Consider the following 26,742-nt stretch of genomic DNA (forward strand, 5'->3'; position numbering starts at 1 on the left):
TCGCCGCTGTCCCGGATTAGCCGTTGGCGGCGCTGGCCTTGCGGGCAATGCGGTTGATCAGGCGCGACGCGGCAATGAACCCGAAGCTAGCGGTCACCGGCGACGAGGCTCCGAACCCTGTGGCGCAGTCCAGCCGCACCGGTCCGCCGGTATCCGGCTTCTGGTGGCAGACACCGCCATCCGCCGTGGGGTAGATCAACTGCTCCGTGGAATAGACCGCCTCCACCCCGAACCGCCGTTTGGGGTTACGGGAGAAACCATACTCCCGCCGTAACAGGTTGCGGATCTTGGCCAGTAGCGGGTCCTGGGTGGTACGGCTGAGGTCGGCCACCTGAATCTGCGTCGGGTCAATCTGGCCACCGGCCCCGCCAGCCACCACCAGGGGAATCTTCCGGCGCTGGCAGTGGGCAATCAGCGCCGCCTTCGACTTGACGCTGTCGATGGCATCCACCACCCCGTCCATGTCAGGGGTGATCAGTTCGTCAACGTTGCCGGTGGTGACAAACCCGAAGTGAACGCGGATATCCGCCTGGGGGTTGATGGCCCGCAGGCGATCGGCCATGGCGTCGGTCTTGGTGCGACCATACTGGCCTTCCAGGGCATGGAGCTGGCGGTTGGTGTTGGACACGCAGACATCGTCCATATCGATCAGCGTGATGGTGCCGATGCCACTGCGGGCCAGGGCCTCGGCGGCCCAGGAACCAACGCCACCAAGCCCGGCCACGGCGATATGGGCCCGCCGCAGGGCCTCGCTAGCCCGTTGGCCGTAGAGGCGCTGGATGCCGCCGAAACGGAAGCTGTAGTCGTCACTGCTCATGGAAAAATGCCGGCTCAACCGTTGCTTAAAAACGCGTATTCTACAGCATGAGACGACCTGAACTACCGGGGATTTCACGGAGGAGGGCTGGCCCCGGGGTGTCAGGGCCAGTCTGGCAGCCCAGTGTGCCGCACGGCACACTAGCGAATAAAGGGGTTCAGCAGGCGACCGAAGGTGCCTGTCAGCTTGAGGGGAGCGGTCAGTACCGACAGGGTAATGCAGTCATCCCCTTCCAGGGCCACGGGCTTGTGCTCGTCTTCCTGCCCCAGCACCACGAAATCCCACTGGCTGAACACGCCCCGATTGTCGGCAAAGGCGCCCTGGAGTACCACCGTAGTTTCCTCGCCGCGATGGGTGTGGACCGGGGCCTTGCCGCCGGCACACAGCTTTTGCAGGATCACCTGGTCATCCTGGCCCGGGAAGCGGTCGGTAATGTCGAGCACGCTCACGTCCCGGAGCTGTCGTTTCCAGGGCAGGCTGTTCAGGTCGTCGCCCAGCAGCTTGCTCAGCGCGGAGCGGCGGGGGGTGCGGGATACCGGTCGGGGCTCGGGCTCGCCGTCGATGCGGGCCATGATGCTATCGAAGGTGGACTCGGCAACCGCCACGTGGGACTGCTGCTCCATCATCACTGCCCCGAGGCTGTCCAGGGCATCCACGCGGCTTCGGCAGTGGGGGCACTGGTCCAGGTGAAGCCGGATGCACAGGGCATGGGGCTCACTCAGGTTGCCTGCGCTGTATTCCATCAACATCAGGCTGTCGGGGTGGTGGTGGGTCATACGTTCTGGTCCTGCAGAATTACCTTGAGCTTGTTCAGCGCCAGTCTGACGCGACTCTTGACGGTGCCCAGGGGGATATCCAGTTCATCGGCCACCATCTGGTGGGACTTGTGCTCCATGTAGACCTTGGCGATGACGGTGATCTGCTCCTCGGGCAGGTGCCGGAGCGATTCCCGGACCCGACGCTCGGACATCAGGCGATGAAGCGAGGTGACCGGTTCGTCCTCATTGTCGCCGGGAATCTGCCACAGATCCTCGGTTTCCACGGGCATTTCCACGCTGGTGCGCCGCATCTTGCGAAGCATGTCGATACGCTGGTTCCGGGCGATGGTGAAGATCCAGGTGGACGCCGCCGCCTTGCGCCAGTCGTACAGGCAGGACCGGCGCCAGATGGACACAAATACTTCCTGCACCAGTTCCTCGGCATGGCTCGACAGACCATTGGCCATGGCGTAGTACTTGATCTGGGGGGCAAAGTGCTCGAACAGGGCGTGATATGCCTGACGGTCCCCGTGCTTGCCGACCTTCTCGAGCAGCTGGCTCCAGGGATCCCGGCGACGCTCTGCCCGGGAAGGTTTCTGGTCCAGTGTGGTCACCGGGCGCTCCTTGACAGCAGCCTGGGCTGAGGTGTTTTTCATCATGATTGTAGCACTCGTCCAGCGATTGTCAGTCGCGGGATATACGCCCGGGCGCCGGGACCGGATCATGATGTCGGCGGAATTCTTCCAGGGGTGGCCTGCGCGGCCTTATTCCTCCAGGTAGGTGTAGCCCCCCAGGCCCGCTTCCAGCTCTGCCAGCAGGGGAGCCTGGTCATCCGGCGCCAGGCCGCTGGCGGCGAAGCGGGCCCGGTAGGCTGCCAGCAGGGCCTGGGGGTCGAAGTTCACATAACGCAGGATATCCGCCACGGTGTCGCCCTCGGTGGGCTGGCTGATGTCGTACCGGTCGTTCCCGTCCAGGCGCACATCCACCGAATGGGTGTCGCCGAACAGGTTGTGCATGTCACCCAGGATCTCCTGGTAGGCCCCGGTCATGAAGAAACCGATCAGCAGTGGCTGGTTGTCGTCCTGTTCCGGCAGCGGCAACGTGGCTTCCACCCCCTGACCATCCACGTAGCGATCGATGCGCCCATCGGAATCACAGGTGATGTCCTGGATCACCGCGCGACGGGTAACGGCCCGGTCCAGCCCACTGATGGGCAATACCGGGAAGATCTGGTCAATGCCCCAGATGTCTGGCAGCGACTGGAACAGGGAAAAGTTCACGAACAGCTTCTCCGCCAGCTTCTCGTTGAGTTCATCCAGGATCTCCCGATGGGCCCGATTGGCACCGTCCAACTGCTGCTGGAGCAGCCGGCAGCCGGAGGTGTAGATGCGCTCTGCCTCGGCCCGGTGGGCCAGGGACAGTACGCCGTGGGCAAACTGGGCATGGACATCGCCCATGGCATGGAGCAGATCGTGGTAGATCTCGATCCGGGAACGGGGACTGTCGTCGTCCACCAGGTGCCGGTAGTCCCGCCACAGGTCAAGCAGGGGGGCGGGGGCATCGTCGGCGGGGGGCGTTGGCGTCCGGGATTCCGGCTGGTCCCGGTCGATCACGTTGGTGACCAGCACCGCGTGGTGGGCGGTGAGGGCCCGGCCGGATTCGCTGATCAGGTCCGGGTGGGGCACACCGGCCCGGTCGCACTCCCCCTGCAGGGTGTGGATCACGTTCCAGGCGTATTCCCGCATGCTGTAATTCATGGAACAACTGCTACGGGAGCGGGTGCCTTCGTAGTCCACCCCCAGGCCACCACCGATATCCACGGTGTCCACCGGAGCACCGAGTTGTCGCAGTTCGCTGTAGAAGCGTGCACATTCCCGCAGGCCGGTCTGGATATCGCGGATGTTGGCGATCTGCGAGCCCAGGTGGAAGTGCAGCAGTTGCAGGGTGTCGAGGGCATTGGCGGCTCGCAGCCTTTCTACCACGTCCAGCACCTGCCCGGCGGACAGGCCGAACTTGGACTTCTCGCCGCCGGTGTTCTGCCAGTTGCCCTTGCCGATGGTGGCCAGCCGGGCGCGGACGCCGATCAGCGGTCTGACCCGCAGGCGCTTGGATTCCTCAAGGATCAGCTTCAGCTCCGAGGGTTTCTCCACCACGATAAACACCCGGTTGCCCAGCTTCTGGCCGATCAGGGCCGTGCGTACGTATTCCCGGTCCTTGTAGCCATTGCAGACGATGACCGCCCCCGGTGACGACAGGGCCAGTACCGCCATCAGTTCCGGCTTGCTGCCCGCTTCCAGGCCGATCTGGCCGTTGCTGGCCGCGGGTTCTGCCCGCAGCAGTTCCTCCACCACGCCCCGCTGCTGGTTTACCTTGATAGGGTAGACGGCGGTATAGCGGCCGCCGTAGCCATGTTCCGTGGCCACCTCGTTGAAGGCCTGACACAGGCTGTTTACCCGGTCGTGGAGGATATCGGTGAAGCGGATCAGTACCGGCAGCGCAATGCCGCCAGCGGTGATCCGGCTGACCAGTTCCGGCAGTCGGATGCGTGCACCCCGGGCCTGGCGGTGGGGCTGGATCAGCACTTCGCCGTCGGTACTGACGTCGATGTAGCCGTCGCTCCAGTGGGGAATGTTGTAGACCTGGCTGGCGGTGGTTTTGGTGGCCATACTGAACTCCATAAGTCGTCCGGTGCCGGCGTCCGGCGAGCCCATTGTAGGCGTCTGGCCCGTGCTGGACCAGCGCACAATGGCCAATCGGCACAGGTTTCTCAAGCCAGTGCTTTGGCCTGCCGGCAACTGCCCATACAATGGCGGCATGACAGCCGGAGCCGTCGGTTAACAGGCCAGGCAACAGGCATCCGGAGCCGTAACAATTGGAGGTATGGGATGAGTACACTCGATAACAACTGGTTTACCGAAGTCTTCCAGGACCAGGGAACCGCGTTTTCCCTGCAGGTGAAGCGCAAGCTCCATGAGGAGCAGACTCCCTACCAGAAGCTGGAGATCTGGGAGACCGAAACCTTCGGCAACCTGATGGTGCTGGATGGCTGTGTGATGCTCACCAGCCGTGACAATTTTCTCTACCACGAGATGATGACCCATCCTGCGCTCTTCACCCACCGGAACCCGAAGAAGGTGGTGATTATCGGCGGTGGCGATTGTGGCACCCTGAAGGAAGTGCTCAAGCATCCCGGTGTGGAGGAAGCCTGGCAGGTGGAAATCGATGAGCGTGTGACACAGATGTCCGAGAAGTATTTTCCGGAGCTGTGTGAGTCGAACCGCGATCCACGGGCCAACTTCTTCTTCGGCGACGGCATCCAGTGGATGCGCGACCAGCCGCCGGGCAGCGTGGATGTGATCATTGTCGACAGCACCGACCCGGTGGGACCGGCGGAGGGCCTGTTTGCCCTGGATTTCTACCGGGACTGCATGATCGCCCTGAGGGACGGAGGCATCGTCGTGCAACAGAGCGAATCACCTCTGCTGCATACCGACAGCATCATCCGTGACATTCACCAGGACATGAAAAAGGCCGGGTTCGACCACGTCCAGACCCTGCCGTTTCCGCAACCGGTGTACCCCACCGGCTGGTGGAGCTGCACCATGGGGGGCAAGGATGTGCATACCAGCTATTTCCGGGAGGAAGACGCTGCTGACCGTCCGTTCGTGACCCGCTATTACAACGAGGGTGTCCATCGCGGTGCCCTGGCCATGCCCCAGTTCATGCTGGAAGCCCTGGAAGATCCGGTCAGGCCTGCCGAGGGCTGATTCCGGCGGTCAGCATCAGCGGACAAGGCCGCAGACAGAAAAGGGCAGCCCGAGGGCTGCCCTTTCTGGTTGGATCCCCGGAGAGGGGATCCGGCCGATCGTGCGATCTTACTGCTTTCCGGAAACGAACTCCGGATAAGCTTCCATGCCGCACTCGGACAGGTCGACACCTTCGTACTCTTCCTCTTCGGTGACGCGGATACCCATGACGGCCTTGAGGATACCCCAGACCACCAGGCTGGCCACGAAGACCCAGACGAAGATGGTGATGGCACCGATAACCTGGCCGCTGAAGGAAGCACCGTCGTTGGTGACCGGCACCAGCAGCAGACCCAGCAGGCCACACACACCGTGGGCGGAGATGGCGCCGACGGGATCGTCGATGCGCAGCTTGTCCAGGGTGACGATGCTCAGTACCACCAGGATACCACCCAGTACACCCCAGATGGTGGCGACCAGTGCGCTTGGCGTGGACGGCTCGGCGGTGATTACCACCAGGCCGGCGATGGCGCCGTTGAGCAGCATGGTCAGGTCGGCCTTGCCGAACATCACGCGGGCGGTGATCAGGGCGGCGATGGCGCCACCGGCGGCAGCGGCATTGGTGTTCAGGAACACCATGGCCACGGAGTGGGCACTGGCCACGTCACCCAGCTTCAGCACGGAACCGCCGTTGAAGCCGAACCAGCCCAGCCACAGGATGAAGGTACCCAGGGCGGCCAGCGGCATGTTGGCACCCGGGAAGGCGCGGATCTCGCCGTTGGGGCCGTACTTGCCCTTACGGGCACCCAGCAGGATCACGCCAGCAAGGGCGGCGGCCGCACCGGCCATGTGCACGATGCCGGAGCCGGCAAAGTCGGAGAAGCCCAGGTCACCCAGGTTGTACATGCCGAACACATCGGCACTGCCCCAGGTCCAGGAGCCTTCCAGCGGGTAGATAACGCCGGTCATGACCACGGCGAAGATCAGGAAGGCCCAGAGCTTCATGCGCTCGGCCACGGCACCGGAGACGATGGACATGGCGGTGGCCACGAACACGACCTGGAAGAAGAAGTCGGACGCACCGGAGTAGATGGAGCCGCCTTCGAAGTCACCGCGCTCGGCGAATTCGCCCATCACGCCGCCGACGTCAACGCTGCCCATGCCGCTGAGGAAGATGCTGCCATCGTACATGATGGCGTAACCGCAGATCATGTACATGGTACAGGCCACTGCGAACAGGGCCACGTTCTTGGTGAGGATTTCGGTGGTGTTCTTGGCGCGAACCAGACCGGATTCCAGCATGGCAAAGCCTGCTGCCATCCACATGACTAATGCGCCGCACACCAGGAAATAAAAGGTGTCTATCGCGTACTGTAAATGAAATACACTGTTTTCCATTGGAAGCCCTCCGCACGAGGCTTAACAGGATGTTGGATTTTTTGCGTTGGCCTGACTGCTTAAGCGCCCGGGATCAGACGGCTTCTTCGCCGGTCTCGCCCGTCCGGATACGGATGGCCTGTTCCAGCTCGGTCACGAAGATCTTGCCGTCACCGATCTTGCCGGTATTGGCCGCCTTGGTGATGGACTCGATGACCTGGTCCAGCAGGTTGTCACCGATGGCCACTTCCACCTTCACTTTGGGAAGGAAGTCGACCACATACTCGGCACCACGGTAGAGTTCGGTGTGCCCTTTCTGACGGCCGAAACCTTTCACTTCGGTTACGGTTACGCCCTGAACGCCAATCTCGGATAGTGCCTCACGGACATCATCCAGCTTGAAAGGCTTGATGATCGCTGTCACAAGTTTCATTGCTGTCTCCTTGGATTTAGCCGTCCCGGTTTTCTGGCCACTGCATCGTGGATCGACCGGGTTCGGGATGCTGCTACCTCGCACACCAATTGTGCGGATTGCGTGCAAGGCTCAAAGCATCGTGTGTGCCAACGCAAAAAAATATTTTAAAAACAGTGTATTACGATATTGGTGAACCAAAATGGTTCCAAAGTGTGCGCCATTATAGCGCAGCGATATGGAGCGAGAACCAATTTGGTGCAACTGCTCAAGACAGGTGCGCCCAGTTTGATAAACGTCCATTCCCTTTGGGCGGTTATCCACTGAAACCGTCACCGACGACGACGGGGTGTCAGCCAGCTTCAGGGGACTTCCTTTGAATAGTATGGCAGGGACCGGGCTGTGTTACACTCCCGGCGAACAGAAGGCCTCCAGCCCCACCGTTGTGGTGCGAGGCTGGTGACCGGGAACCCACAGAAGACAACGGAGAGAATGCGGTGAAGATTCCCAACGATCTGCTGGGCCAGGTCCAGCAACAGTTCGGTCAGTTCGTTCCGGACATGGCGCGGGCGGCCCGGGACGATGTTGAGAACCATGCCCGCGCTGCGGTCATGTCCGTTGTTTCGAAGCTGGAACTGGTGACACGGGAGGAGTTCGATGCCCAGCAGGCAGTGCTGCTTCGCACCCGCGAGCGTCTGGAGCAACTGGAGAAGCGGGTTGCCGAACTGGAGCAGACACACAGCGCCAACCCGGCACAGGACTGAATCCCCCATAAAAGGCGGCACAGGCAGTACCGCCGGGGCCTATAACATCAAGGAAGATCTTCATGCTTGCCACCATCCATACCCGTGCACGACTGGGCGTCAGCGCGCCGGCCGTGACCGTTGAAGTCCACCTGTCCGGTGGGCTGCCGTCCCTGTCCATTGTCGGATTGCCGGAAACGGCGGTCCGTGAGAGCAAGGACCGGGTCCGTAGCGCGCTACTGAACGCCGGTTTCGAATTCCCTGCCCGACGTATCACCATCAACCTGGCCCCGGCGGACCTCCCCAAGGAGGGCGGCCGTTTCGACCTGGCCGTGGCCCTGGGTATCCTGGTGGCCTCGGAGCAGTTGCCGCCGGAACCGTTGGCCGGCCTGGAATGCCTGGGAGAGCTGGCGCTGGACGGCACCCTGCGACCGGTGCGCGGTGTGCTGCCGGCGGTCATGGCGGCCCGGGACGCCGGCCGGCGTATCCTGGTGCCCTCCGATAATGCCGACGAGGCGTCCCTGGCCGGCGGCGATGATGTGCTGGCCACCGACCACCTGTTGCGGGTGTGTGAGCACCTGGCGGGTACCGATACCCTGTCTCCCGTGCCTCCAATGGAAGCGGTGGACAGTGCCAGCGGGGTGGCGGACCTGGCGGATGTGCGGGGCCAGCATGTGCCCCGGCGGGCGCTGGAAATCGCCGCGGCCGGCGGCCACAACCTGCTCCTGTTCGGCCCTCCGGGAACCGGCAAGAGTATGCTGGCAAGCCGCTTGCCGGGTATCCTGCCGCCACTGACGGACCGGGATGCCCTGGAGGTGGCCAGCGTCCATTCCATCGCCGGCCTGCCGGTGCGGGCCGGGCAGTGGCGTCAGCCGCCCTATCGCGCGCCCCACCACACCGCCTCCTCGGTGGCCCTGGTGGGTGGCGGCAGCAGTCCCCAGCCCGGCGAGATTTCCCTGGCCCATCGCGGGGTGCTCTTCCTGGACGAACTGCCGGAGTTCGACCGCAAGGTGCTGGAGGTATTGCGTGAACCCATGGAATCCGGCGAAATCATGATTTCCCGGGCTGCCCGCCAGGTGCTGTTCCCGGCCCGCTTCCAGGCCATTGCTGCCATGAACCCCTGCCCCTGTGGCTACCGTGGCCACCCCACCATTGAGTGCCAGTGTACGCCCCACGAGGTGTCCCGCTACCGGCGCAAGCTGTCCGGTCCCCTGCTGGATCGTTTCGACCTGCATGTGGAAGTGCCCGTGCAGGATGGTGACGTGTTGTTGCGGCGGGACGGTGAGGGAGAGGGTAGTACCACGGTGCGGCAACGGGTAATGCAGGCCCGCGAGCGCCAGCTTGCCCGGCAGCGCCTCAACGCGGGCCTCTCGGGGGCGGCGCTCCATGAGTCCTGTCGCCTCGACTCGGCCAGCGAGCAACTGGTGAGCCAGGCCATCGAACGCCTGGGGTTGTCTGCCCGGGCCATCCATCGGATCCTGCGGGTGGCCCGCACCATCGCCGATCTGGCTGGTGACCAGGCGCTGGCGAAGCCCCACCTGGTGGAAGCCCTGGGCTACCGCAAACTGGACCGCCAGCCGGCGGCACAGGGGGTTTCAGCGATCTGAGGCATGTCCCGGCGGAGGTTGCCTCTGACTGGTGACGGGATTCTGGTAAACTGTGAGGCCTATCGAATCGTACCCGAGAGTTATCAAGACCGTGGCCTGAGGACACAAGATGACTGATCACCAGAACCAGACGGACTCATCCCCCATCACTACCCGCCGGGGGGTGCGCAGCTTCGTGATCCGTCAGGGTCGCATGACCGACGGTCAGAAGAAGGCTCACGAGCGCCTGTGGCCGAAATATGGGCTGACCCGGGAGCAGGGTGTTATCGACCCCCGGGAGATCTTCGGTCGCGAAGCCTGGCTGAACCTGGAGATCGGGTTTGGTATGGGCCAGTCCCTGGTGGAAATGGCCGAGGCGGCGCCGGAACAGGACTTTATCGGCGTGGAAGTGCATGCCCCCGGTGTGGGCGCGCTGCTCAAGGAAGTGGAGGAGCGGGGCCTGGAGAATGTCCGGGTGTACGCCATCGATGCCAATGATGTGATCGACCTGTGCCTGCCGGACGCCGGCCTGGACCGGGTCATGGTGTTCTTTCCGGACCCCTGGCCCAAGAAGAAGCACCACAAGCGCCGGTTGATCCAGCACGAGTTCGTACAGCGCCTGCGCCACAAGCTCCGTGTCGGTGGCATCCTGCACCTGGCCACGGACTGGGAAAACTATGCCGAGCACATGCTGGAAGTGATGGACGGGTCGGAAGGCTTCGTCAACGCCCGGGAGGAGGGCGGCTACTCACCACGCCCGGAGCACCGGCCCATTACCAAGTTCGAGAAGCGGGGGGAGAAGCTGGGTCACGGTGTGTGGGACCTGGTGTACCGGCGGACCAACTAGGCCGTCAGGCGTGGTGGGTGTGGATCGGATGGCGCCGCGCCGCCCGGATCACCACCAGGCCGGCAATGCCCAGCAGCAGGGCGGTGTAGTTGATCAGTGCCAGAAGCGTGGCGGACAGGCTCAGGCGGTCACTGGGCGAATCCAGGTTCACCAGCATCAGGGAATACTCGGCAACATGGGTCATGCCGGCGGCCACGAACAGGCCCCGCACCCATCGCCCCGCCTTACGCTCCCGGATGCCGGGCCGGTCCACCAGCAGGTGGTTGGTGAACAGGATCAGCAGCGCACTGTAGAGGAAGGCAAACACGAAGCCGCTCCACAGGGAGGTCCGGGCCCAGCCGAGGCCGGCCCCGGCCCAGCTTTCGATGATGGCGGCCGCGTTCTCGCCGGTGGTGGCCAACTGGAAGTTGAGCATGCCCTGGGGGGAAACCGGGGTCTGGAGGGGCTGGTTCAGCCCCAGTTGCAGTACCAGCACGACGGCGGTCACGCCCCCGAGCCAGCGGATTCTCGCCGGGATCGGTCTGCGGGTGGTGTCGTTCATGACAGAAAACGCTCCAGCACACTGTTCAGGACCTGTCGCCCCCGCTCCGTGGCCTGCAGGCGGTGAGGGTCCAGTAACCCGTCTGTTCTCAATTGGTTCAGTATTGCAGTAATTGTAGTCAATGGTAAACCGGTGCGTTCCCGGAACAGGACCTCGTCGACACCATCCTTCAGCCGCAGGGCATTCATCATGAATTCCAGGGGGCGTTCCTCCGGATCGATGGACTGGGTGCCGGCGGTGCGGCTGCCGATGCGTCTCAGGTAGGCATCGGGCTGACGGGTCTTCCAGTATCGCAGGATGTCCCCATTCGCCAGTGACACTTTGCCGTGGGCACCGGCTCCCACCGCCAGGTAGTCGCCGAAGGTCCAGTAGTTGAGGTTGTGGCGGGAGGCGCGATCAGGCCGAGCCCAGGCGGATACTTCGTAGTCGTCAAATCCGGCCGCCAGCAGCCGCTCCCGCCCCGCCTGCCAGATGCTCCAGAGGGTGTCGTCCTCGGGCAGCGCCGGGGGGCGGCTATAGAATTCGGTATTGGGTTCCAGGGTGAGCTGGTACCAGGACAGGTGGGGCGTCTGCCAGGACAGGGCTTCTTCCAGGTCCGCCAGTGCCTGCTGCGGGCTCTGGTCCGGCAGGCCGTGCATCAGGTCCAGGTTAAGGTTGTCGAAGCCGGCCTCGAAGGCGGCCTCGATGGCCCTTCGGGCGTCGTTGTCGTCGTGGATTCGCCCCAGCCGTTGCAGGTGGTGTGAATTGAAACTCTGGATGCCGATGGACAGCCGGTTGATGCCGGCTTCCCGGAAGCCCCGGAACCGGCCCTGCTCCACCGTACCCGGATTGGCTTCCAGGGTGATCTCGGCGTCCGGGGTAAAGGTGATCCACTCACCGATCCGGCGGAACAGGCGCTGGTAGAACGCCGGGGACATCAGCGACGGGGTACCACCGCCAATAAAGACGGTGGACACCGGGCGGCCGCGGACCAGCGACAGGTCCTGCTGCAGGTCCTCCAGCAGCGCGTCCAGGTACTCGTCTTCCGGCAGTGGCCCGGTGAAGCTGTGGGAGTTGAAGTCGCAGTAGGGGCACTTGCGCACGCACCAGGGCACGTGGATGTAGAGGCCCAGTGGCGGGCAGGGTGCCCCGGTATCGGTGGTGGCGGGGATCACGTCTGTTCCAGCTGTTCCACCAGCAGGCGCAGGGCGCGACCCCGGTGGCTGACGCGGCCCTTCTGCTCGCGGGTGAGTTCGGCGGCACTGAGGTTGAACTCCGGCGCCAGGAACACCGGGTCATAACCGAACCCGCCATCCCCCCGGGGGGCCTCCAGGATGTGCCCCGGCCAGCGGCCGTGGCAGATTACCGGGGTCGGGTCGTCGGCATGGCGCAGGTAGACCAGCACGCAGTGGAACTGGGCCGAGCGCCCCGCCTCGGGCACGCTATCCAGTGCCCTGAGCAGTGCGCGGACATTGTCTTCGTCGCTGGCATCGGGGCCCGCATAGCGGGCGGAACGGACGCCGGGCTGACCGCCGAGGGCATCCACCGCCAGGCCCGAATCATCCGCCAGGGCCGGCAGGCCGGTTTCCCGGGCCGCGTGCCGTGCCTTGAGCAGGGCGTTCTCCACGAAGGTGACGGCGGGCTCCTCGGCTTCGCCGACCCCCAGTTCCCCCTGGGCAACAGGGCTCAGTCCAAGGGGGTGTAGCAGTTCGCCCAGCTCCCGCAGCTTGCCCGGGTTGTTGCTGGCCAGGACCAGTCGCTGGGTCATGGTGACTCCGGAATTCTGGTCAGTCATTGAACAGTGCCTGGGAGAAACGGATCGGCAGATCCTGGGCGTGGCCACTGGGGCGGGCGGTGATCTGGAAGGTCATCAGTTCACCGGCACTGTACTGGTACTCGGCAATGAAGTACACGGCGTCCCCCTCCTGGATTCGGCGAAACGCCAGGAAGCTGGGCTGGCCGACATCATTGAGTGCCTTGCCCTCCACCTGGCCCGGCACTGTCCTGAGGCCGCCATTGTCCCCTTCGGTCATGATGGCGATGTTGACGATACCAATGCCCTTGCTGCGATTGAGGTTGTTGGCGACCGCTACTTCCGGTTGCAGGAAGGTGCTGGGGAATACCGAGTAGTGAACCTGATATTCCCCGAAGTCGACGCTCTTCTCCTGGGCCGTGACGGGGCCGGCAAGAGTCAGCAACAACAGCGCCAACGTGATTGCGAGCTTCATGGTCAGTCTCCCCGTGTAATGCGGTAGATGGCAATCTGGCCCAGCAGGTTGGGCCACAGGCGGCTTAGCCAGCGGTCCTGGTGCTCACCGTCCACTACCGTACGATTACGGATGCGGAAGTTCTTCTGATGACACAATGCCTCAAAATCCTTGAAGGTGCACAGGTGGATATTGGGCGTGTTGTACCATCGGTGGGGCAGGGTTTCCGATTCCGGCATCCGCCCCCGCCACATCAGGTACCAGCGTAGCCGCCAATGGGCGAAGTTGGGAAAGGTGACGATGCCTTCCCGCCCCAGGCGCATCATTTCGTCCAGCACGATGTCCGGGCGTTGCACGGCCTGCAGGGCCTGGGTCATCAGCACCGTGTCGAAGCTGTCGTCATCGAAATTGGACAGCCCCTGGGTGTCCAGGTTCTGTTCAATCACCGGCACGCCCTTGCCCATGCACTCGGTGATATGGTCCGGGTTGATCTCCAAGCCGAAGCCGGTGGTCTGTTTCTCCTGTTGCAGGTACTGCAGCAGGGTGCCATCACCACACCCCAGGTCGAGGACATGGCTGCCGGGACTGATCCATTGCTGGATGATCTCGAGGTCGGCCCTCATGCCCCCACCTCCCGTGCCACCCGGTTCATGTAGGCGGAAAACACGGCATTGTACCGGGGGGTCGGAATCAGGAAGGCATCGTGCCCCCAGGGCGCGTTGATTTCCGCATAGCTCACCCGGCGCCGGGCGGCCAGCATGGCGTTCACCAGTTCCTCCGACCTGGCCGGGGTAAAGCGCCAGTCGCTGCTGAAGGACAGCACCAGGAACTCGCAGTGGGCCTTGGCCATGGCTTTCACCAGGTCGTTGTCGGTTTCATAGGCCGGGTCGAAGTAGTCCAGGGCCCGGGTCATCAGCAGGTAGGTATTGGCATCGAAGGTCTCGGAGAAGCGTTCCCCCTGATAGCGCAGGTAGCTCTCCACCTGGAATTCCGCATCGTAGCCGAACTGGTAGGCCTGGTCCCGCAGTTCACGGCCGAATTTTTCCCCCATGGAGGCATCGGACAGATAGGTGATGTGCCCCACCATGCGGGCCAGCATCAGGCCGCGCCGGGGCAGGGTGTTGTGCTTGTAGTAATGGCCGCCGTGAAAGTCGGTATCGGAGGTGATGGCCCGGCGCGCCACTTCGTTAAAGGCGATGTTCTGGGCCGTGAGCCGGGGTGTGGACGCAATCACCACGGCATGTCTGAGCCGGTCCGGGTAGCTGATGCTCCACTGCAGTGCCTGCATGCCCCCCAGGGAGCCACCCACCACGGCGGCCCAGCAGTCGATGCCCAGACGGTCGGCGAGCACTACCTGGCTGTCCACCCAGTCCCGCACCGTCACCACCGGGAAGTCCGGACCGTAGGGCTCGCCGGTGTCCGGGTTGATGGTGCTGGGGCCGGTGCTGCCGTGGCAGCCGCCCAGGTTGTTGATGCTCACCACGTAGAAGTGGTTGGTGTCGATGGGCTTGCCCGGCCCGATACAGGCATCCCACCAGCCCGGTTTGCGCTCGTCCATGGAATGGTACCCGGCGGCATGGTGGTGGCCACTGAGGGCATGGCAGATGAGCACGGCATTGCTGCGCCTGTCATTCAGGGTGCCATAGGTTTCCACCACCAGGTCCCACTGCTTCAGGGTCCGGCCACAGGCGAGCGTCAGGGGCTCGTCAAAATGCAGGGTTTGTGGGGTAACCAGGCCTACAGAATCCGAAGGCAGGGAGTCGGGCATCGATGCGGTTGAGTCCTTGATTGGTCGTCTCGGGTCGTTCGTCCAGCCGTCTTCCGGGCCGGTGCAAGCCCTTCAGTTTAAAGGGGCGACGACACCGCTGCAACCGAACTATGGCAGCGGTGTCGCCTGCTGCCATAGTGGGGATTTTCTGGCTAGAGCTGCGTCAGGCAATGCCGGAGATGTTGACCACCTTCTGCTGGCTGAGGGTTGGGGCGGGGCGGCGAATCTGGCGCTGCATGGTGTCCGCCAGTTCCAGCTGCTTGCGCAGGTCGGTGATGGTGTTGGTGAGGCGCTCCCGCTCGGCCTTGCTGTCGCGGTCACTGCGGACCATGTCGCGGATGCGACGCACTTGGTGCTCTAGCAGCTGCTTCTGCTCCATGGAGTACTGCATGATTGGCAGCAGGGCTTCGCCGGGCCAGCGCTCCACGTCACGACGGACCCGGTCATGCAGGGTGCGGGCCTCGGTCACCATGACCTGGAAGAAGCGACGGATCAGCTGGTTCTGTTCCCGCAGCAGGTTGCCGGGTGCACGGCGGAAGCGGGTGGCCCGCTTGCGCAGTTCACGGATGGCGATCACATGGCGGCCCGCCCGCAGGGGGATTGGTTCCAGGTGTCGGGCCCGGGTGTCCTGGTTGTAGCGTCGGTAGATGGCTTCCACCATGCGCTCCGCCAGGCGGCCTTCCGCCAGCAGGTTCTGCAGGTCGCTCTCCAGCAGTTCGAAGAAATGGTCCATGGCCTGACTCATGCCGGCGGAGGTCCAGCTTTTGGTCATCATCTGGCGGACGGTGGCAGCATGGGCATTGAAGCGCTCTTCGCTCACCATGTCCGTCAGGATGTCACCCTGGGACTGCATCAGGCGGCGGCTGGAGCGCAGGGTGATCAGCTTGCGGTAATAGAAGTCGTAATCGGTCTGGGCGCGGTCCGCCAGCCGACGCAGGGCTTCCCGGTCAACGGCGCTGCCGGCGCAGGCCTGGCGTTCCTCCTCCAGGCTTTCCAGTCGGGACTGCATCGCCGCCTGGCTGTTCTGCAGCATGCCCAGCAGGTCATTGATCAGGCTCTGGGTGATCAATTCTTCCTTCTGCTTGAGAATGCGGCCTACCAGCAGCCGCTCCAGCTGCGGCAGTTCGCTGCGGCCAAGCAGGGCATCGTCGCCCCGCGCCTTCGCGGTCAGGCCCTGCTTGGCGGAGATCGGGATAACGTCGTTATCGTCCAGGCCCAACTGATTGGCGGTGTTGTGCCGGACCCGGTCGATACCCTCCTGGACCTGCTGCTCGGACTGGAGTTCATCCCACAGCGTATCGATCTTGTTGAGCACCGCGAAGCGGCCGGCGCGATGGTCGGCGTCCTCGGTATCGATGTGCTCCTTCCAGATGGTCATGTCGCTGGCGGTTACGCCGGTGTCGGCGCTGAGCAGGAACAGGATGGCATGGGCCGCCGGCAGAAGGCTGACGGTCAGCTCCGGCTCCGAGCCCAGGGCATTGAGCCCGGGGGTATCGAGGATGCGCAGGCCCCGCTCGAAAAGCGGGTGGCGGATGCTGATCTGGGCGCTGCGCCAGGACGGGATCAGCACCTGCCCGGGATTGTCGAGATCGGCTTCCAGCATGGATTCGCTAAAGCCGAACTTGCGGGCCTGCTGTGGGGTAACGCTGCGTACCCGGGCCACTTCGGCGAGCACGGCCCGCATGGTATCCGGATCGTCCTCGTCCAGCTCGTAGCGGATCCAGTGTTCCGGGTGGCGGCGAAGTTCCTGCAGTGACAGGTCCCCCTCGCGGGTCTCGATGGGCAGAAGTTTCAGGTAGTTGCTGCCGTTGGCCCGGTCAAAGAACAGTTCCGTGGGGCACATGGTGGTGCGGCCTGCCTGGGAGGGCAGCATGCGCTGGCCATACTCGGAGAAGAACAGGGCGTTGATCAACTCGGTCTTGCCGCGGGAGTACTCGCCCACGAAGGCAATGGTCAGCTCGTCCTCGATCAGCAGCTCGACACCCCGGCGGATGCGCTCGCTGACATCCTCGGAGTACAGGTCGTTGTCCTGCAGCCACAGCCGGTAGCGACTGATCTGGCGAATGAGTTCCTTCTTCCACTGGTGATAGGCTTCAACCTGGTGCGCCAGGATAGCTGGTCCGTTCATGGTACTTGCCCTGTCCGCTTGGCAGACTTCCCCAAGAGCGTCTGCGGTGATCTGAGTGCTTGTCCGGTGGTCCGTTCCGGGCAGCGTCAGGTGGTGGTCCCGACAGGCCTGTCGGCATCTCTGCAACGGTCGCGCGTATAATTGTCGCAGATTAACAATCGATAAGGTTTAGCGTATGTCGGTTTAATCGTCAGATCTGTTAAACCGGTCACAGGTGTTCAAACGCACGCTGACCCTGTGACCGTTGACGTGATCAGACCGGCATGCCCACCGCAGCACCCAGGTGATCCACCACCACCCGCAGCACGTTGAGGATCAGGAAGACAAAGATGGGGGACAGGTCGAGGCCGCCCAGTGGGGGGACGATATTGCGGACCGGTCGCATCACCGGCTCGGTAATCTGGGCCACCAGGGCGATGGCGGGATGGTCGCTCTGGGGCGCCACCCAACTGATGATCACCACCGCCAGCACGCTCCAGAAGTAGATGTTGATAATCAGGTCCAGCACATAGACCCCGGACCAGGCCAGCAGGGCCACCGGGTTCAGTCGCATGATCGAATAACCGCTGGCCACCCATAACAGCGCGAAGAACAGGGCGCTCACCAGCACCGCCAGCACCAGCGAGGCGCCATCGACACCGCCGATGCCCGGAATCACCCGGCGCAGGGGGCGCAACGGGGCGTTGGTGGCCTTGACCACGAACTGGGAAATGGGGTTGTAGAAATCGGCCCGTGCCAGTTGCAGCAGAAAGCGCAGCAGCACCACGGTCAGGTAGAACATGGACACGAACTGCAGCACGGTGATGAATATCTTGGCCAGCATTGGGGCAGTCTCTCCGTTATAAACCTGGGTGTCTGGGTGGTCGCTGGTGGTTATCGGCTGGCATCAGCCAGTTCTTTGGCCATTTCCCGGGAGCGGCTCATGGCGGCGTTGTAGGCCTTTTCCACCAGGGGGCGCAGGCCGCCGTCCTCGAAGGTGTTGATGGCCTGCTCGGTGGTGCCGCCGGGGGACATGACGTTGCGCTTGAGCTGTGCCGGATCGTGCTCGCTGCGGGCGGCCATTTCGGCGGCGCCGGCCATGGTCTGGATGGCCAGGTCCCGGGCGGTTTCCGCCGGGATGCCGGCCTCGCTGGCGGCCGCTTCCAGGGCCTCAAGCATCAGGAAGAAATAGGCCGGTCCGCTTCCGGACAGGGCCGTCACCGCGTGGAGCTGGTTTTCATCCTCCAGCCAGAGTGCCTTGCCGATGCTGTTGAAGATGGACTCGACGGTCTGCTTCTGCTCGTCGCTGACCTCGGGGTTGGCGTACAGGCCGGCGGCGCCCATGCCCACCAGGGATGGCGTATTGGGCATCACCCGTACCATCGGCAGGCCGCCACCCAGCCAGCCATCCAGAGTGTCGGCGGTCAGGCCGGCGGCGATGGAGACCATCAGCGGGCGGGTGTTCTGGGCCACGGGGGTGATGTCCCGGCACACGTCCGCCATGATCTGGGGCTTTACCGCCAGGATGAGTACGTCTGCCTGTTGGGCGCAGTAGCGGTTGTCGGTGGTCACACTGACGCCGAACTTGCGGCGGATGGCCTGCAGGTGGTCATCGTCCGGAGCGCTGACCCAGATGCCGTCGGCCTGGAAGCCGCTGTCCAGCATGCCGCCAATGATGGCGCTGGCCATGTTGCCCGCGCCGATAAAGCCGATTGTCGGTGATGTACTCACAGTTCACTCCGCGTCATAAGAATGGTGATCGCAAATCATACCAGTTAAATCGAGCGCTTACCCGCTCGCCCGGGAGCCCGGGCCACCCTGGCTGGTACCTTTGGAATAGTTCCTGGTGCCGAACAGGGCCGTGCCCACCCGCACCAGGGTGGCGCCCTCGGCGATGGCCAGTTCCAGGTCGCCGGACATGCCCATGGACAGGGTATCCAGCGGACCGGTCACGTTGTCCCGCCTTTTCAGGTCCTCCAGCGCGCCAGCCAGTGCCCGGAAGCTGGCGCGCAGGTCGTTCTCCGGCTGCTCCGGGTCGGGAATGGCCATCAGTCCCCGCAGGGTCAGGCCGGGCAGTTCACTGATGGCGGCGGCCAGTTCCGGCAGTTCTTCCAGGCGGCAACCCGACTTGCTGTCTTCCTCGTCCACATTGACCTGCAGGCAGAGGTTCAGGGGCGGCAGATGGACCGGGCGCTGTTCGCTCAGGCGCCGGGCGACCTTGAGCCGGTCCACGCTGTGCACCCACTGGAAATGCTCGGCAATGGCCCGGGTCTTGTTGGACTGGATGGGCCCGATAAAATGCCATTCCACATCGGGCAGGTCCGCCAGGGCGTCGATCTTCTCCAGGGCCTCCTGCAGGTAGTTTTCACCGAACGCCCGCTGGCCGGCAACGGCAGCTTCACGAAGGTCTTCCGCCGGTTTTGTCTTGCTGACTGCGAGCAGGCTCACACTCCCGTCGCTTCGTCCGGCTGCCTTTGTTGCTTTTTGTATGCGTCGGGTTACGCTCCTGATGTTGTCTGCTATGCTGCTCATAATAATTTCTGACTGCCGCTGGCTGTGCTGTATAGGGGCCTCACGTTAACCCCGGGGTTGGGAAAAACCAAGCGGGCCAGGGCATAAAAGAACCGCCTTCCGAGGAACCCTATGGATATTACTGAACTGCTGGCCTTCTCGGCTAAACAGGGTGCGTCTGACTTGCACCTGTCCGCCGGGCTGCCCCCCATGATCCGTGTCGATGGCGATGTACGCCGGATCAACCTTCCGCCCATGGAACACAAGGAAGTTCACGGGCTGATCTATGACATCATGAACGACAAGCAGCGAAAGGATTTCGAAGAGTTCCTCGAGACCGACTTTTCCTTCGAAGTGCCAGGTGTGGCCCGTTTCCGGGTCAACGCGTTCAACCAGAACCGGGGCGCCGGCGCCGTGTTCCGGACCATCCCCTCGAAAGTGCTTACCATGGAAGATCTGGGCATGGGCCAGGTTTTCAAGGATGTGTCATCGGTGCCCCGCGGCCTGGTGCTGGTGACCGGCCCCACCGGTTCCGGCAAGTCCACCACCCTGGCGGCCATGCTCGACTACATCAACGATTCCCGCTACGAGCACGTGCTGACCATTGAAGACCCCATCGAATTCGTGCACGAATCCAAGAAGTGCCTGGTGAACCAGCGGGAAGTCCATCGTGACACCCTCGGGTTCAGCGAGGCCTTGCGCTCAGCCCTGCGGGAAGACCCGGACATCATCCTGGTGGGTGAGCTGCGGGACCTGGAGACTATCCGCCTGGCGCTGACCGCGGCCGAAACCGGTCACCTGGTGTTTGGCACCCTGCACACCACCTCGGCGGCGAAGACCATTGACCGGGTGGTGGATGTGTTCCCGGCGGAAGAGAAATCCATGGTCCGTTCCATGCTGTCCGAGTCGCTGCAGGCGGTTATTTCACAGACCCTGATGAAGAAAATGGGTGGCGGCAGGATAGCGGCTCACGAAATCATGATCGGTACCGCAGCAATCCGTAACCTGATCCGCGAAGATAAGGTGGCCCAGATGTACTCCGCCATACAGACCGGTGGTTCCCTGGGTATGCAGACCCTGGATCAGTGTCTCCAGCGGCTGCTGCAGAAGGGCCTGATCAGCCGCGAGGCGGCACGGGCCAAGGCCAAGATTCCGGACAACTTCTGACACTGACAATGATAGGGCGCCGGCGATAGCGGTGCCGGCAAACGCGACTGAATGCTGGACGTACTCTCATGGAATTCGAAAAACTGCTGCGATTGATGGTCGAAAAGGGCGGCTCGGACCTGTTCATCACTGCCGGGGTGCCGCCCAGCATGAAGGTAAACGGCAAGGTGCTCCCGGTCACCAAGAACGCCCTGACGCCGGAGCAGACCCGGGAGTTTGTCTATGGCTCCATGAACTCCAAACAACAGGCGGAGTTCGAGGAAAGCCACGAGTGTAACTTTGCCATCAGTGCCCGGGGCATTGGCCGTTTCCGGGTCAGCGCCTTCTTCCAGCGCAACCTGTGCGGTATGGTGCTGCGGCGGATCGAGACCAAGATTCCGCAGATTGATGACCTGACCCTGCCGGACATCATCAAGGACCTGGCCATGACCAAGCGTGGCCTGATCATCTTCGTGGGGGCCACGGGTACCGGTAAGTCCACCTCACTGGCGGCCATGCTCGGGCACCGTAACCGCAACAGCCGCGGGCATATCATCTCCATTGAGGACCCCATCGAATTCGTGCACCAGCACCAGGGCTGTATCGTCACCCAGCGGGAAGTGGGCATTGACACCGACAGCTTCGAGACCGCCCTGAAGAACACCCTGCGGCAGGCGCCGGATGTCATCCTCATTGGTGAGGTCCGGACCCGGCAGACCATGCAGTACGCGGTGCAGTTCGCCGAGACCGGTCACCTGTGCCTGGCCACCCTGCACGCCAACAACGCCAACCAGGCCCTGGACCGGATCATCCAGTTCTTCAACCCGGACCAGCACAACCAGACCTGGATGGACCTGTCCCTGAACCTCAAGGCCATTGTGGCCCAGCAACTGATCCCGACCCCGGATGGCAAGGGTCGGCGGGCGGTTATCGAGGTGCTGATCAACACCCCGCTGGTGGCGGACCTGATCCGCAAGGGCGAGGTGCACAAGCTCAAGGAACTGATGGCCAAGTCCACGGAGGCGGGCATGCAGACCTTCGACCAGGCGCTGTACACCCTTTACTCCGAGGGGGCGATTACCTACGAGGACGCCCTGGCCCACGCCGACTCCGCCAACGACCTGCGCCTGATGATCAAGCTGGGCGCCGATGCCAAGGGCTCCGATCAGCTCTCATCCAGCGTCGACAAACTGTCCATCCAGAACGACTGAAGTCCCCCCCCCGGCACCGCCCCCTGTCACCTGGACAGGGGGTGCTTTGCCTTCCCTGTACCGGTGCGTGATGCATTGTCCAGCCTTGATACATTGATATTTCGTATATTAATCATAAGCAGACGATATTTTTCGGTGATTGTCCGTGCTTCGTATACTCCGCGCGCGCTAATAGAGGAGATACCATGCACAAATTACATAACACACTCGCCCGCTCCATCCGTCTCGTTTCTTTGACCGCCGCCCTGACGCCCGCCGGTGCCCTGGCCGGGGGCTTTTCCCTGAACGAGCAGAGCGCCAGCGCCATGGGTACCGCCAATGCCGGTGCCGCCGCGAACCCTGAGAACGCTGCCATTGTCCTGTTCAACCCGGCCGGTATGAGCCAGTTGTCCGGCACCAATGTGTCCCTGGGGGCGGCGGTGCTTGATATCGATGCCGAGGCCAAGGGTGACTCCATCGCCGTGAGCCGCCAGAATCCGTCAGTGCCGGTCCAGCCTGCGTCTGACGGGGGCGACATCGCGGATCCCGCAGTGCTGCCCCACCTGTACCTGACTCATGAGATCAATGATTCCGTTGATGTGGGCTTTGGTATCCATGCCCCCTACGGCCTGGCCGCCGACTACGACAATGACTTTGCCGGTCGTTTCTTTGCGGACAAGACCGAACTGACGGCAATTGCCTTTACCCCGGCCATCTCCGTAAGCAATGGGGAAGGGCTGTCCATGGGTGCGGGGCTGAACGTGATCTACGCCGAGGGTCGGCTGACCCGCTTCCAGGACCTGAGCGCAACGGCCGGTGCGGGTGCACTGGCGCTGCCCGAACCCTATGCCGATATCGAGGGCGATGATGTTGGTGTCACCTTCCGGGTGGGTTTCCTCTACGAACTGTCGGACAGGACCCAGTTTGGCCTGACCGCCCAGACCGGTACCGAGCTGGAGCTGGAGGGCGACGCTGAGATCCGAAACGTGCCGGTGGGGCCCACCTACACCCAGACCACCACACTGAATGAGAAGGTCACGGTTCCCCTGGCCATCCCGGAAACCGTCACTGTCGGTGCACGGCACCGGCTGACTGACGATGTCACCCTGCTGGCCGGTGCCACCTATGCCAAGTGGAGCCGCTTCGAGGAGCTGGACGTTATCAGCCGTGACCCGAATGGCGATATTACTGCCGGCCCCGGGGAGTACGTCACCCATATCACCGAGAAGTGGAAGAATACCTGGCAGTTCAACCTGGGTGGCATCTGGCAGGCCACGCCGGCCTGGGCCTTCAAGGCCGGTTATGCCTGGGATGAATCCCCGGTGGATGGTTACGTGACTGCCAGGATACCCTCGGAGGACCGCCACTGGCTGACCCTGGGATCCCAGTGGAAGGATGTCCGCAGCGGATGGTCCGTCGATGCTGCTGTGGGTACGCTGATCTTTGCAGACGATGCCGAGGTCAGCGATCGGGAGTACAGTCATGCCAACCCGACCGTGCCGGCGTCGTCCGCCAGCTATGACGCCACCTACGAGCTCAGCGCCTGGAGTGCCTCACTGCAGGTCAACAAGGCATTCTGATATCCGGGAGCTAGCCTACCACCTGGCCCCGGTAGATCATCTTTGGCTTCCGGGGCTGGGCCCCCTCATCCTGTGAGCTGCTCGTCGGGGTTTCGGGGTCCGGGAGGGATTGTCCCCGATAGGTTCGTTTGCTGTCGCCGGACGAGGACTCGCTCAGGACGTCCGCCAGTTCCGGAACACTGTCCTTCAGTTCGGTCCAGGCTCGTGTCAGGGCATCGGATCGGGAGCGGCCGGCAAAGCTGGCCAGTTGCTCAACCAGTGACTCTTCCGTCAGGTGCAGCTTGACCCCGAATTCCATCTGGATCAGCCGCCGGCACTGCTGGATCTTCTTCATGGTGGAGGGGTTGAACAGCCAGTTACGTTCACTCGCCAGAGATGCCATGGAAGCCTGCCTCATGTCTGGAAACGGATAAGTGGCTAATATCTAAGCGAGAATCGTGCCATGGCGTCCGAGCCACCCACGGCAGCAACAGACAGTCTGTGGGGTCACCCCCTGGCACCGGACGAGGGTGGGGAGAGGGAGCAGAGACGGTGCATACCTGGCCCGGAGTGCACCGTATTGGGGCGACGGTCAATGACGGTTTTACGGTCGAACAGGCTGTCGGTGGTCAGTGGGCCTCGTCCCAGTTGTCGCCCACTCCGGTTTCCACCAGTAGCGGCACCTTAAGCTCCGCCGCGGCCGACATGCGTTGCTCCAGGCCCTTGCAAATGGTGTCCAGGGCATCGTCCCTCACTTCCAGGATCAGTTCGTCGTGCACCTGCATGACCATGCGGGCCTCGTCGGCATGGTTGGCGGTCAGCCAGTCCTCGACGGTGATCATGGCCCGCTTGATGATGTCGGCGGCGGTGCCTTGCATCGGGGCGTTGATGGCGGTGCGCTCGGCGGCCTGCTGCATCTGCTTGTTGCGGGCGTTGATTTCGGGCAGGTAGAGCCGGCGCCCGGCCAGAGTCTCCACGAAGCCGTCGTCATGGGCCTGTTTGCGGATCCGTTCCATGTACTCCAGCACCCCCGGATAGCGGTGGAAGTAACGGTCGATATAGTCCTGGGCCACCTTGCGCTCCACTTCCAGTTGCCGGGACAGGCCGAAGGCGGACATGCCGTAGATCAGGCCGAAGTTGATGGCCTTGGCGCTGCGGCGCTGGTCGGCGGTGACATCGCCGGTACTGACGTCGAACACCTCGGCGGCGGTGGCCCGGTGGATGTCCTCGCCTTTCTCGAAAGCGGTCAGCAGTCCCTTGTCACCGGACAGGTGGGCCATGATCCGCAATTCGATCTGGGAGTAATCAGCGGCCACCAGCTTGCGGCCTTCCGGCGCCACGAAGGCCTGGCGGATACGTCGGCCCTGTTCGGTCCTGACCGGGATGTTCTGCAGGTTGGGCTCCGACGATGACAGGCGTCCGGTGGCGGCCACGGCCTGATGGTAGGAGGTGTGGACGCGCCCGGTGCGGGGGCTGATCAACTCCGGCAGGGTATCGGTGTAGGTGGACTTGAGCTTGCTCAGGCTGCGGTGCTCCAGGATCAGCCGGGGCAGGCGATGGTTGTGGGCCAGCTCCTGCAGCACCGGTTCCGCCGTGGACGGGGCTCCCTTGGGGGTTTTCTTGACCACCGGCAGCCCCATCTTGTCGTAGAAGATGGCCTGCAGTTGCTTGGGCGAGCCCAGGTTGAAGCTCTCTCCGGCCTCCTCGTGGGCTTCCTGCTCCAGCTCTGCCATGCGCTCCGCCAGTTCCTGACTGTGGCGTCTCAGGGTCGGGGCATCAATCAGGGCACCCCGTTGTTCCATATGGGACAGTACCGGCACCAGGGGCAGGTCGATGTCCCGGTAGACTGCCTCTAGCCGACCGGTGTCCGCCAGTTGCGGGCGCAGGACGTGGTGCAGGCGCAGGGTGATATCCGCATCCTCGGCGGCGTACTCGGAAGCCTGTTCCAGGGCGATCTGGTTGAAGGTGAGCTGCTTGGCCCCCTTGCCGGCAATCTCCTCGAACTTGATGGTCTTCTCGCCCAGGTACTTCAGGGCCAGGCTGTCCATGTCATGGCGGGTGGCGGTGGAATTGAGCACGTAGGACTCCAGCATGGTGTCCTCGGCAATCCCCTCCAGCGAGATGCCGTGGTTGGCCAGCACGTTCTTGTCGTACTTGAGGTTCTGACCCACCTTGCGGTGTTCCGGGCTCTCCAGCAGTGGCTTCAGCCTGTCCAGGGTGGCGTCCCGGTCCAGTTGCTCCGGCGCGCCCATGTAGTCGTGGGCCAGGGGCAGGTAGGCGGCCTGGCCGGGTTCGATGGCAAAGGAGAGGCCGACAATTTCCGCCTCGCTGTAGCGCAGGCTGGTGGTCTCGGTGTCGAAGGCAAACAGGTCGGCCTTCTCCAGGCGGTCCAGCCACTGGTCCAGTTGCGAGGTGGTGAGGATGGTGTCGTATTGCCGTTCCGGCGGGGTGTTGTCCGGTTGCTCGGAGGTGCTATCACTGCTGGTGCCGTTTTCCCCGGAATACTCGGCAATCCAGGTCTTGAACTCATACTCTTTGAACAGCGCCAGCAACTGCTCCCGGTCTTCCGGCTCCGGTGCGACTTCCTCGATACCGAAGGCCAGTTCCACATCGGTGCGGATGGTGGCCAGTTCCCGGCTCAGGGGCAGGTGGTCCAGGGCCTCCCGCAGGTTGTCGCCAATCTTGCCGCCGATGTCATCGGCGTGTTCCATGAGGTTGTCCAGGTTGTCGTACTGCTGCAGCCATTTGACGGCGGTCTTGGGGCCGCACTTGGTGACGCCGGGAATGTTGTCCACGGTGTCACCCACCAGGGCCAGGTAGTCCACCACCTGTTCCGGTTTGATGCCGAACTTCTTCTCCACGCCGTCCCGATCCATGGCGGTTTCGGTCATGGTGTTGATCAGGGTGACGTGGTCACTGACCAGTTGCGCCATGTCCTTGTCGCCAGTGGAGATCACCACATCGACGCCCTTGCTGGTGGCTTCCGTGGCCAGGGTGCCGATCACGTCGTCCGCCTCCACCTCGGGGATGATCAGCAGTGGCAGCCCCATGGCCCGGACAATCTCGTGGATGGGGTCGATCTGGACGCCCAGGTCATCCGGCATGGGGGGGCGGTTGGCCTTGTAGTCTTCATACAGGTCGTGGCGGAAGGTCTTGCCCTTGGCATCGAAGACCACCACCACCTTGGAGCCAGGGAAGTCCTGTTCGAGCCGCCGCAGCATGCTGATCACACCCTTGATCGCTCCCGTGGGGTGCCCCTTGCTGGTGGTGAGCGGGGGCAGGGCATGGTAGGCCCGGAACAGGTAGGAGGATCCATCGACCAGGACTACGGGGGGCGTCTTTTGCTGACTCATCTCTAGTGTCCCTTAACATAAGTTCGCAGCGTTTCAGCGTGCCATACAAAGCCCCTGGCGAGGCGCGGCTCGCCGGGAATGGTGTGTCCCTTGCC

General features: G+C 63.2%; 25 protein-coding genes. 7 read left to right on the forward strand and 18 right to left on the reverse strand.

Annotated elements, in window-relative coordinates; genetic code table 11:
- Nucleotides 1-16: 16 nt before the first annotated feature.
- The 4 genes from tcdA to speA all read right to left on the reverse strand — a co-directional run bounded on the left by tcdA (nucleotide 17) and on the right by speA (nucleotide 4,241).
- Nucleotides 17-817: a tRNA cyclic N6-threonylcarbamoyladenosine(37) synthase TcdA gene (tcdA, locus tag ACJO2E_RS19905; protein ID WP_406966149.1), complete on the reverse strand. Its 801-nt coding sequence runs from the start codon at nucleotides 815-817 to the stop codon at nucleotides 17-19.
- A gap of 140 nt (nucleotides 818-957) precedes the next feature.
- The gene (locus ACJO2E_RS19910; protein WP_406966150.1) at nucleotides 958-1,593 is read right to left on the reverse strand and encodes a ChrR family anti-sigma-E factor; all 636 of its coding nucleotides are present in this window, start codon (nucleotides 1,591-1,593) and stop codon (nucleotides 958-960) included.
- Nucleotides 1,590-2,189: a sigma-70 family RNA polymerase sigma factor gene (locus ACJO2E_RS19915; RefSeq protein ID WP_406966194.1), complete on the reverse strand. Its 600-nt coding sequence runs from the start codon at nucleotides 2,187-2,189 to the stop codon at nucleotides 1,590-1,592. The genes ACJO2E_RS19910 and ACJO2E_RS19915 overlap by 4 nt, the downstream gene beginning before the upstream one ends.
- 150 nt (nucleotides 2,190-2,339) lie before the next feature.
- Nucleotides 2,340-4,241, reverse strand: a complete 1,902-nt coding sequence (gene speA / locus ACJO2E_RS19920; RefSeq protein WP_406966151.1) for a biosynthetic arginine decarboxylase — start codon at nucleotides 4,239-4,241, stop codon at nucleotides 2,340-2,342.
- Between the two features lie 219 nt (nucleotides 4,242-4,460).
- Between speA and speE the strand changes: the two genes are divergently transcribed.
- Nucleotides 4,461-5,342 (forward strand): polyamine aminopropyltransferase, encoded by an 882-nt coding sequence (speE, locus tag ACJO2E_RS19925; RefSeq protein WP_406966152.1) that lies wholly within the window; start codon nucleotides 4,461-4,463, stop codon nucleotides 5,340-5,342.
- Nucleotides 5,343-5,450: 108 nt separating this feature from the next.
- Here speE and amtB read toward each other — a convergent pair whose 3' ends face one another.
- Complete coding sequence (gene amtB, locus ACJO2E_RS19930) at nucleotides 5,451-6,719, reverse strand: ammonium transporter AmtB (RefSeq protein WP_406966153.1); 1,269 nt, start codon at nucleotides 6,717-6,719, stop codon at nucleotides 5,451-5,453.
- Between the two features lie 73 nt (nucleotides 6,720-6,792).
- The gene (glnK, locus tag ACJO2E_RS19935; protein ID WP_004578958.1) at nucleotides 6,793-7,131 is read right to left on the reverse strand and encodes a P-II family nitrogen regulator; all 339 of its coding nucleotides are present in this window, start codon (nucleotides 7,129-7,131) and stop codon (nucleotides 6,793-6,795) included.
- Nucleotides 7,132-7,607: 476 nt separating this feature from the next.
- On the opposite strand from glnK, the gene ACJO2E_RS19940 reads away from it, so the two are divergent.
- From ACJO2E_RS19940 to trmB, 3 genes are all read left to right on the forward strand, one after another.
- Nucleotides 7,608-7,874 (forward strand): accessory factor UbiK family protein, encoded by a 267-nt coding sequence (locus tag ACJO2E_RS19940; protein ID WP_406966154.1) that lies wholly within the window; start codon nucleotides 7,608-7,610, stop codon nucleotides 7,872-7,874.
- Between the two features lie 62 nt (nucleotides 7,875-7,936).
- Nucleotides 7,937-9,460 carry a YifB family Mg chelatase-like AAA ATPase gene (locus ACJO2E_RS19945; protein ID WP_406966156.1) on the forward strand — a complete coding sequence of 508 codons (1,524 nt, stop codon included), beginning with the start codon at nucleotides 7,937-7,939 and terminating at the stop codon, nucleotides 9,458-9,460.
- A 109-nt stretch (nucleotides 9,461-9,569) separates the two neighbouring features.
- Nucleotides 9,570-10,286, forward strand: coding sequence for a tRNA (guanosine(46)-N7)-methyltransferase TrmB (trmB, locus tag ACJO2E_RS19950; RefSeq protein WP_406966157.1), 717 nt, complete (start codon nucleotides 9,570-9,572; stop codon nucleotides 10,284-10,286).
- Between the two features lie 4 nt (nucleotides 10,287-10,290).
- Here trmB and ACJO2E_RS19955 read toward each other — a convergent pair whose 3' ends face one another.
- From ACJO2E_RS19955 to ACJO2E_RS20000, 10 genes are all read right to left on the reverse strand, one after another.
- Entirely contained in the window at nucleotides 10,291-10,827 is a 537-nt protein-coding gene (locus ACJO2E_RS19955; protein ID WP_406966158.1) for a hypothetical protein, read from the reverse strand.
- Nucleotides 10,824-11,981 (reverse strand): radical SAM family heme chaperone HemW, encoded by a 1,158-nt coding sequence (hemW, locus tag ACJO2E_RS19960; RefSeq protein WP_406966159.1) that lies wholly within the window; start codon nucleotides 11,979-11,981, stop codon nucleotides 10,824-10,826. The genes ACJO2E_RS19955 and hemW overlap by 4 nt, the downstream gene beginning before the upstream one ends.
- Nucleotides 11,978-12,574: an RdgB/HAM1 family non-canonical purine NTP pyrophosphatase gene (gene rdgB / locus ACJO2E_RS19965; protein ID WP_406966160.1), complete on the reverse strand. Its 597-nt coding sequence runs from the start codon at nucleotides 12,572-12,574 to the stop codon at nucleotides 11,978-11,980. The genes hemW and rdgB overlap by 4 nt, the downstream gene beginning before the upstream one ends.
- Before the next feature lie 19 nt (nucleotides 12,575-12,593).
- Nucleotides 12,594-13,034 (reverse strand): DUF4426 domain-containing protein, encoded by a 441-nt coding sequence (locus ACJO2E_RS19970; RefSeq protein ID WP_406966162.1) that lies wholly within the window; start codon nucleotides 13,032-13,034, stop codon nucleotides 12,594-12,596.
- Nucleotides 13,035-13,036: 2 nt separating this feature from the next.
- A complete protein-coding gene (metW, locus tag ACJO2E_RS19975; protein ID WP_406966163.1) occupies nucleotides 13,037-13,636 on the reverse strand; it encodes a methionine biosynthesis protein MetW in 600 nt (199 codons plus the stop codon).
- Nucleotides 13,633-14,781, reverse strand: a complete 1,149-nt coding sequence (gene metX, locus ACJO2E_RS19980; protein WP_406966164.1) for a homoserine O-succinyltransferase MetX — start codon at nucleotides 14,779-14,781, stop codon at nucleotides 13,633-13,635. Before metX ends, metW begins: the two co-directional genes overlap by 4 nt.
- A gap of 163 nt (nucleotides 14,782-14,944) precedes the next feature.
- Nucleotides 14,945-16,909 (reverse strand): dynamin family protein, encoded by a 1,965-nt coding sequence (locus ACJO2E_RS19985; RefSeq protein ID WP_406966165.1) that lies wholly within the window; start codon nucleotides 16,907-16,909, stop codon nucleotides 14,945-14,947.
- Nucleotides 16,910-17,162: 253 nt separating this feature from the next.
- Nucleotides 17,163-17,732 carry a YggT family protein gene (locus ACJO2E_RS19990; protein WP_406966166.1) on the reverse strand — a complete coding sequence of 190 codons (570 nt, stop codon included), beginning with the start codon at nucleotides 17,730-17,732 and terminating at the stop codon, nucleotides 17,163-17,165.
- Between the two features lie 50 nt (nucleotides 17,733-17,782).
- Nucleotides 17,783-18,619: a pyrroline-5-carboxylate reductase gene (proC, locus tag ACJO2E_RS19995; protein ID WP_406966167.1), complete on the reverse strand. Its 837-nt coding sequence runs from the start codon at nucleotides 18,617-18,619 to the stop codon at nucleotides 17,783-17,785.
- A gap of 57 nt (nucleotides 18,620-18,676) precedes the next feature.
- Nucleotides 18,677-19,420, reverse strand: a complete 744-nt coding sequence (locus ACJO2E_RS20000; protein WP_406966168.1) for a YggS family pyridoxal phosphate-dependent enzyme — start codon at nucleotides 19,418-19,420, stop codon at nucleotides 18,677-18,679.
- A 111-nt stretch (nucleotides 19,421-19,531) separates the two neighbouring features.
- On the opposite strand from ACJO2E_RS20000, the gene ACJO2E_RS20005 reads away from it, so the two are divergent.
- The 3 genes from ACJO2E_RS20005 to ACJO2E_RS20015 all read left to right on the forward strand — a co-directional run bounded on the left by ACJO2E_RS20005 (nucleotide 19,532) and on the right by ACJO2E_RS20015 (nucleotide 23,315).
- Nucleotides 19,532-20,566 (forward strand): type IV pilus twitching motility protein PilT, encoded by a 1,035-nt coding sequence (locus tag ACJO2E_RS20005; RefSeq protein ID WP_406966169.1) that lies wholly within the window; start codon nucleotides 19,532-19,534, stop codon nucleotides 20,564-20,566.
- A gap of 68 nt (nucleotides 20,567-20,634) precedes the next feature.
- Nucleotides 20,635-21,756 (forward strand): PilT/PilU family type 4a pilus ATPase, encoded by a 1,122-nt coding sequence (locus ACJO2E_RS20010; RefSeq protein WP_406966170.1) that lies wholly within the window; start codon nucleotides 20,635-20,637, stop codon nucleotides 21,754-21,756.
- 185 nt (nucleotides 21,757-21,941) lie between these two features.
- Nucleotides 21,942-23,315: an OmpP1/FadL family transporter gene (locus ACJO2E_RS20015; RefSeq protein ID WP_406966171.1), complete on the forward strand. Its 1,374-nt coding sequence runs from the start codon at nucleotides 21,942-21,944 to the stop codon at nucleotides 23,313-23,315.
- A gap of 10 nt (nucleotides 23,316-23,325) precedes the next feature.
- Here the strand turns inward: ACJO2E_RS20015 and ACJO2E_RS20020 are convergent, their stop codons facing one another.
- Together ACJO2E_RS20020 and polA are read right to left on the reverse strand one after the other, a co-directional pair.
- The gene (locus ACJO2E_RS20020; protein WP_406966172.1) at nucleotides 23,326-23,697 is read right to left on the reverse strand and encodes a hypothetical protein; all 372 of its coding nucleotides are present in this window, start codon (nucleotides 23,695-23,697) and stop codon (nucleotides 23,326-23,328) included.
- Between the two features lie 226 nt (nucleotides 23,698-23,923).
- Nucleotides 23,924-26,647: a DNA polymerase I gene (gene polA, locus ACJO2E_RS20025; RefSeq protein ID WP_406966173.1), complete on the reverse strand. Its 2,724-nt coding sequence runs from the start codon at nucleotides 26,645-26,647 to the stop codon at nucleotides 23,924-23,926.
- Nucleotides 26,648-26,742: the final 95 nt, after the last annotated feature.

Origin of the sequence: Marinobacter shunpengi (assembly GCF_045449695.1) — a bacterium.
Lineage (GTDB): Bacteria > Pseudomonadota > Gammaproteobacteria > Pseudomonadales > Oleiphilaceae > Marinobacter.

Excerpts from the sequence above, each read along its gene's own strand:
- glnK (WP_004578958.1), bottom strand. The coding sequence starts at position 7,131 with ATGAAACTTGTGACAGCGATCATCAAGCCTTTCAAGCTGGATGATGTC.
- metX (WP_406966164.1), bottom strand. The coding sequence starts at position 14,781 with ATGCCCGACTCCCTGCCTTCGGATTCTGTAGGCCTGGTTACCCCACAA.
- metW (WP_406966163.1), bottom strand. The coding sequence starts at position 13,636 with ATGAGGGCCGACCTCGAGATCATCCAGCAATGGATCAGTCCCGGCAGC.
- tcdA (WP_406966149.1), bottom strand. The coding sequence starts at position 817 with ATGAGCAGTGACGACTACAGCTTCCGTTTCGGCGGCATCCAGCGCCTC.
- amtB (WP_406966153.1), bottom strand. The coding sequence starts at position 6,719 with ATGGAAAACAGTGTATTTCATTTACAGTACGCGATAGACACCTTTTAT.
- ACJO2E_RS19945 (WP_406966156.1), top strand. The coding sequence starts at position 7,937 with ATGCTTGCCACCATCCATACCCGTGCACGACTGGGCGTCAGCGCGCCG.
- ACJO2E_RS19985 (WP_406966165.1), bottom strand. The coding sequence starts at position 16,909 with ATGAACGGACCAGCTATCCTGGCGCACCAGGTTGAAGCCTATCACCAG.
- rdgB (WP_406966160.1), bottom strand. The coding sequence starts at position 12,574 with ATGACCCAGCGACTGGTCCTGGCCAGCAACAACCCGGGCAAGCTGCGG.
- ACJO2E_RS20005 (WP_406966169.1), top strand. The coding sequence starts at position 19,532 with ATGGATATTACTGAACTGCTGGCCTTCTCGGCTAAACAGGGTGCGTCT.
- trmB (WP_406966157.1), top strand. The coding sequence starts at position 9,570 with ATGACTGATCACCAGAACCAGACGGACTCATCCCCCATCACTACCCGC.
- speE (WP_406966152.1), top strand. The coding sequence starts at position 4,461 with ATGAGTACACTCGATAACAACTGGTTTACCGAAGTCTTCCAGGACCAG.
- ACJO2E_RS19910 (WP_406966150.1), bottom strand. The coding sequence starts at position 1,593 with ATGACCCACCACCACCCCGACAGCCTGATGTTGATGGAATACAGCGCA.
- ACJO2E_RS19970 (WP_406966162.1), bottom strand. The coding sequence starts at position 13,034 with ATGAAGCTCGCAATCACGTTGGCGCTGTTGTTGCTGACTCTTGCCGGC.
- polA (WP_406966173.1), bottom strand. The coding sequence starts at position 26,647 with ATGAGTCAGCAAAAGACGCCCCCCGTAGTCCTGGTCGATGGATCCTCC.
- ACJO2E_RS20010 (WP_406966170.1), top strand. The coding sequence starts at position 20,635 with ATGGAATTCGAAAAACTGCTGCGATTGATGGTCGAAAAGGGCGGCTCG.
- ACJO2E_RS20000 (WP_406966168.1), bottom strand. The coding sequence starts at position 19,420 with ATGAGCAGCATAGCAGACAACATCAGGAGCGTAACCCGACGCATACAA.
- ACJO2E_RS20015 (WP_406966171.1), top strand. The coding sequence starts at position 21,942 with ATGCACAAATTACATAACACACTCGCCCGCTCCATCCGTCTCGTTTCT.
- ACJO2E_RS20020 (WP_406966172.1), bottom strand. The coding sequence starts at position 23,697 with ATGGCATCTCTGGCGAGTGAACGTAACTGGCTGTTCAACCCCTCCACC.
- ACJO2E_RS19955 (WP_406966158.1), bottom strand. The coding sequence starts at position 10,827 with ATGAACGACACCACCCGCAGACCGATCCCGGCGAGAATCCGCTGGCTC.
- ACJO2E_RS19990 (WP_406966166.1), bottom strand. The coding sequence starts at position 17,732 with ATGCTGGCCAAGATATTCATCACCGTGCTGCAGTTCGTGTCCATGTTC.
- speA (WP_406966151.1), bottom strand. The coding sequence starts at position 4,241 with ATGGCCACCAAAACCACCGCCAGCCAGGTCTACAACATTCCCCACTGG.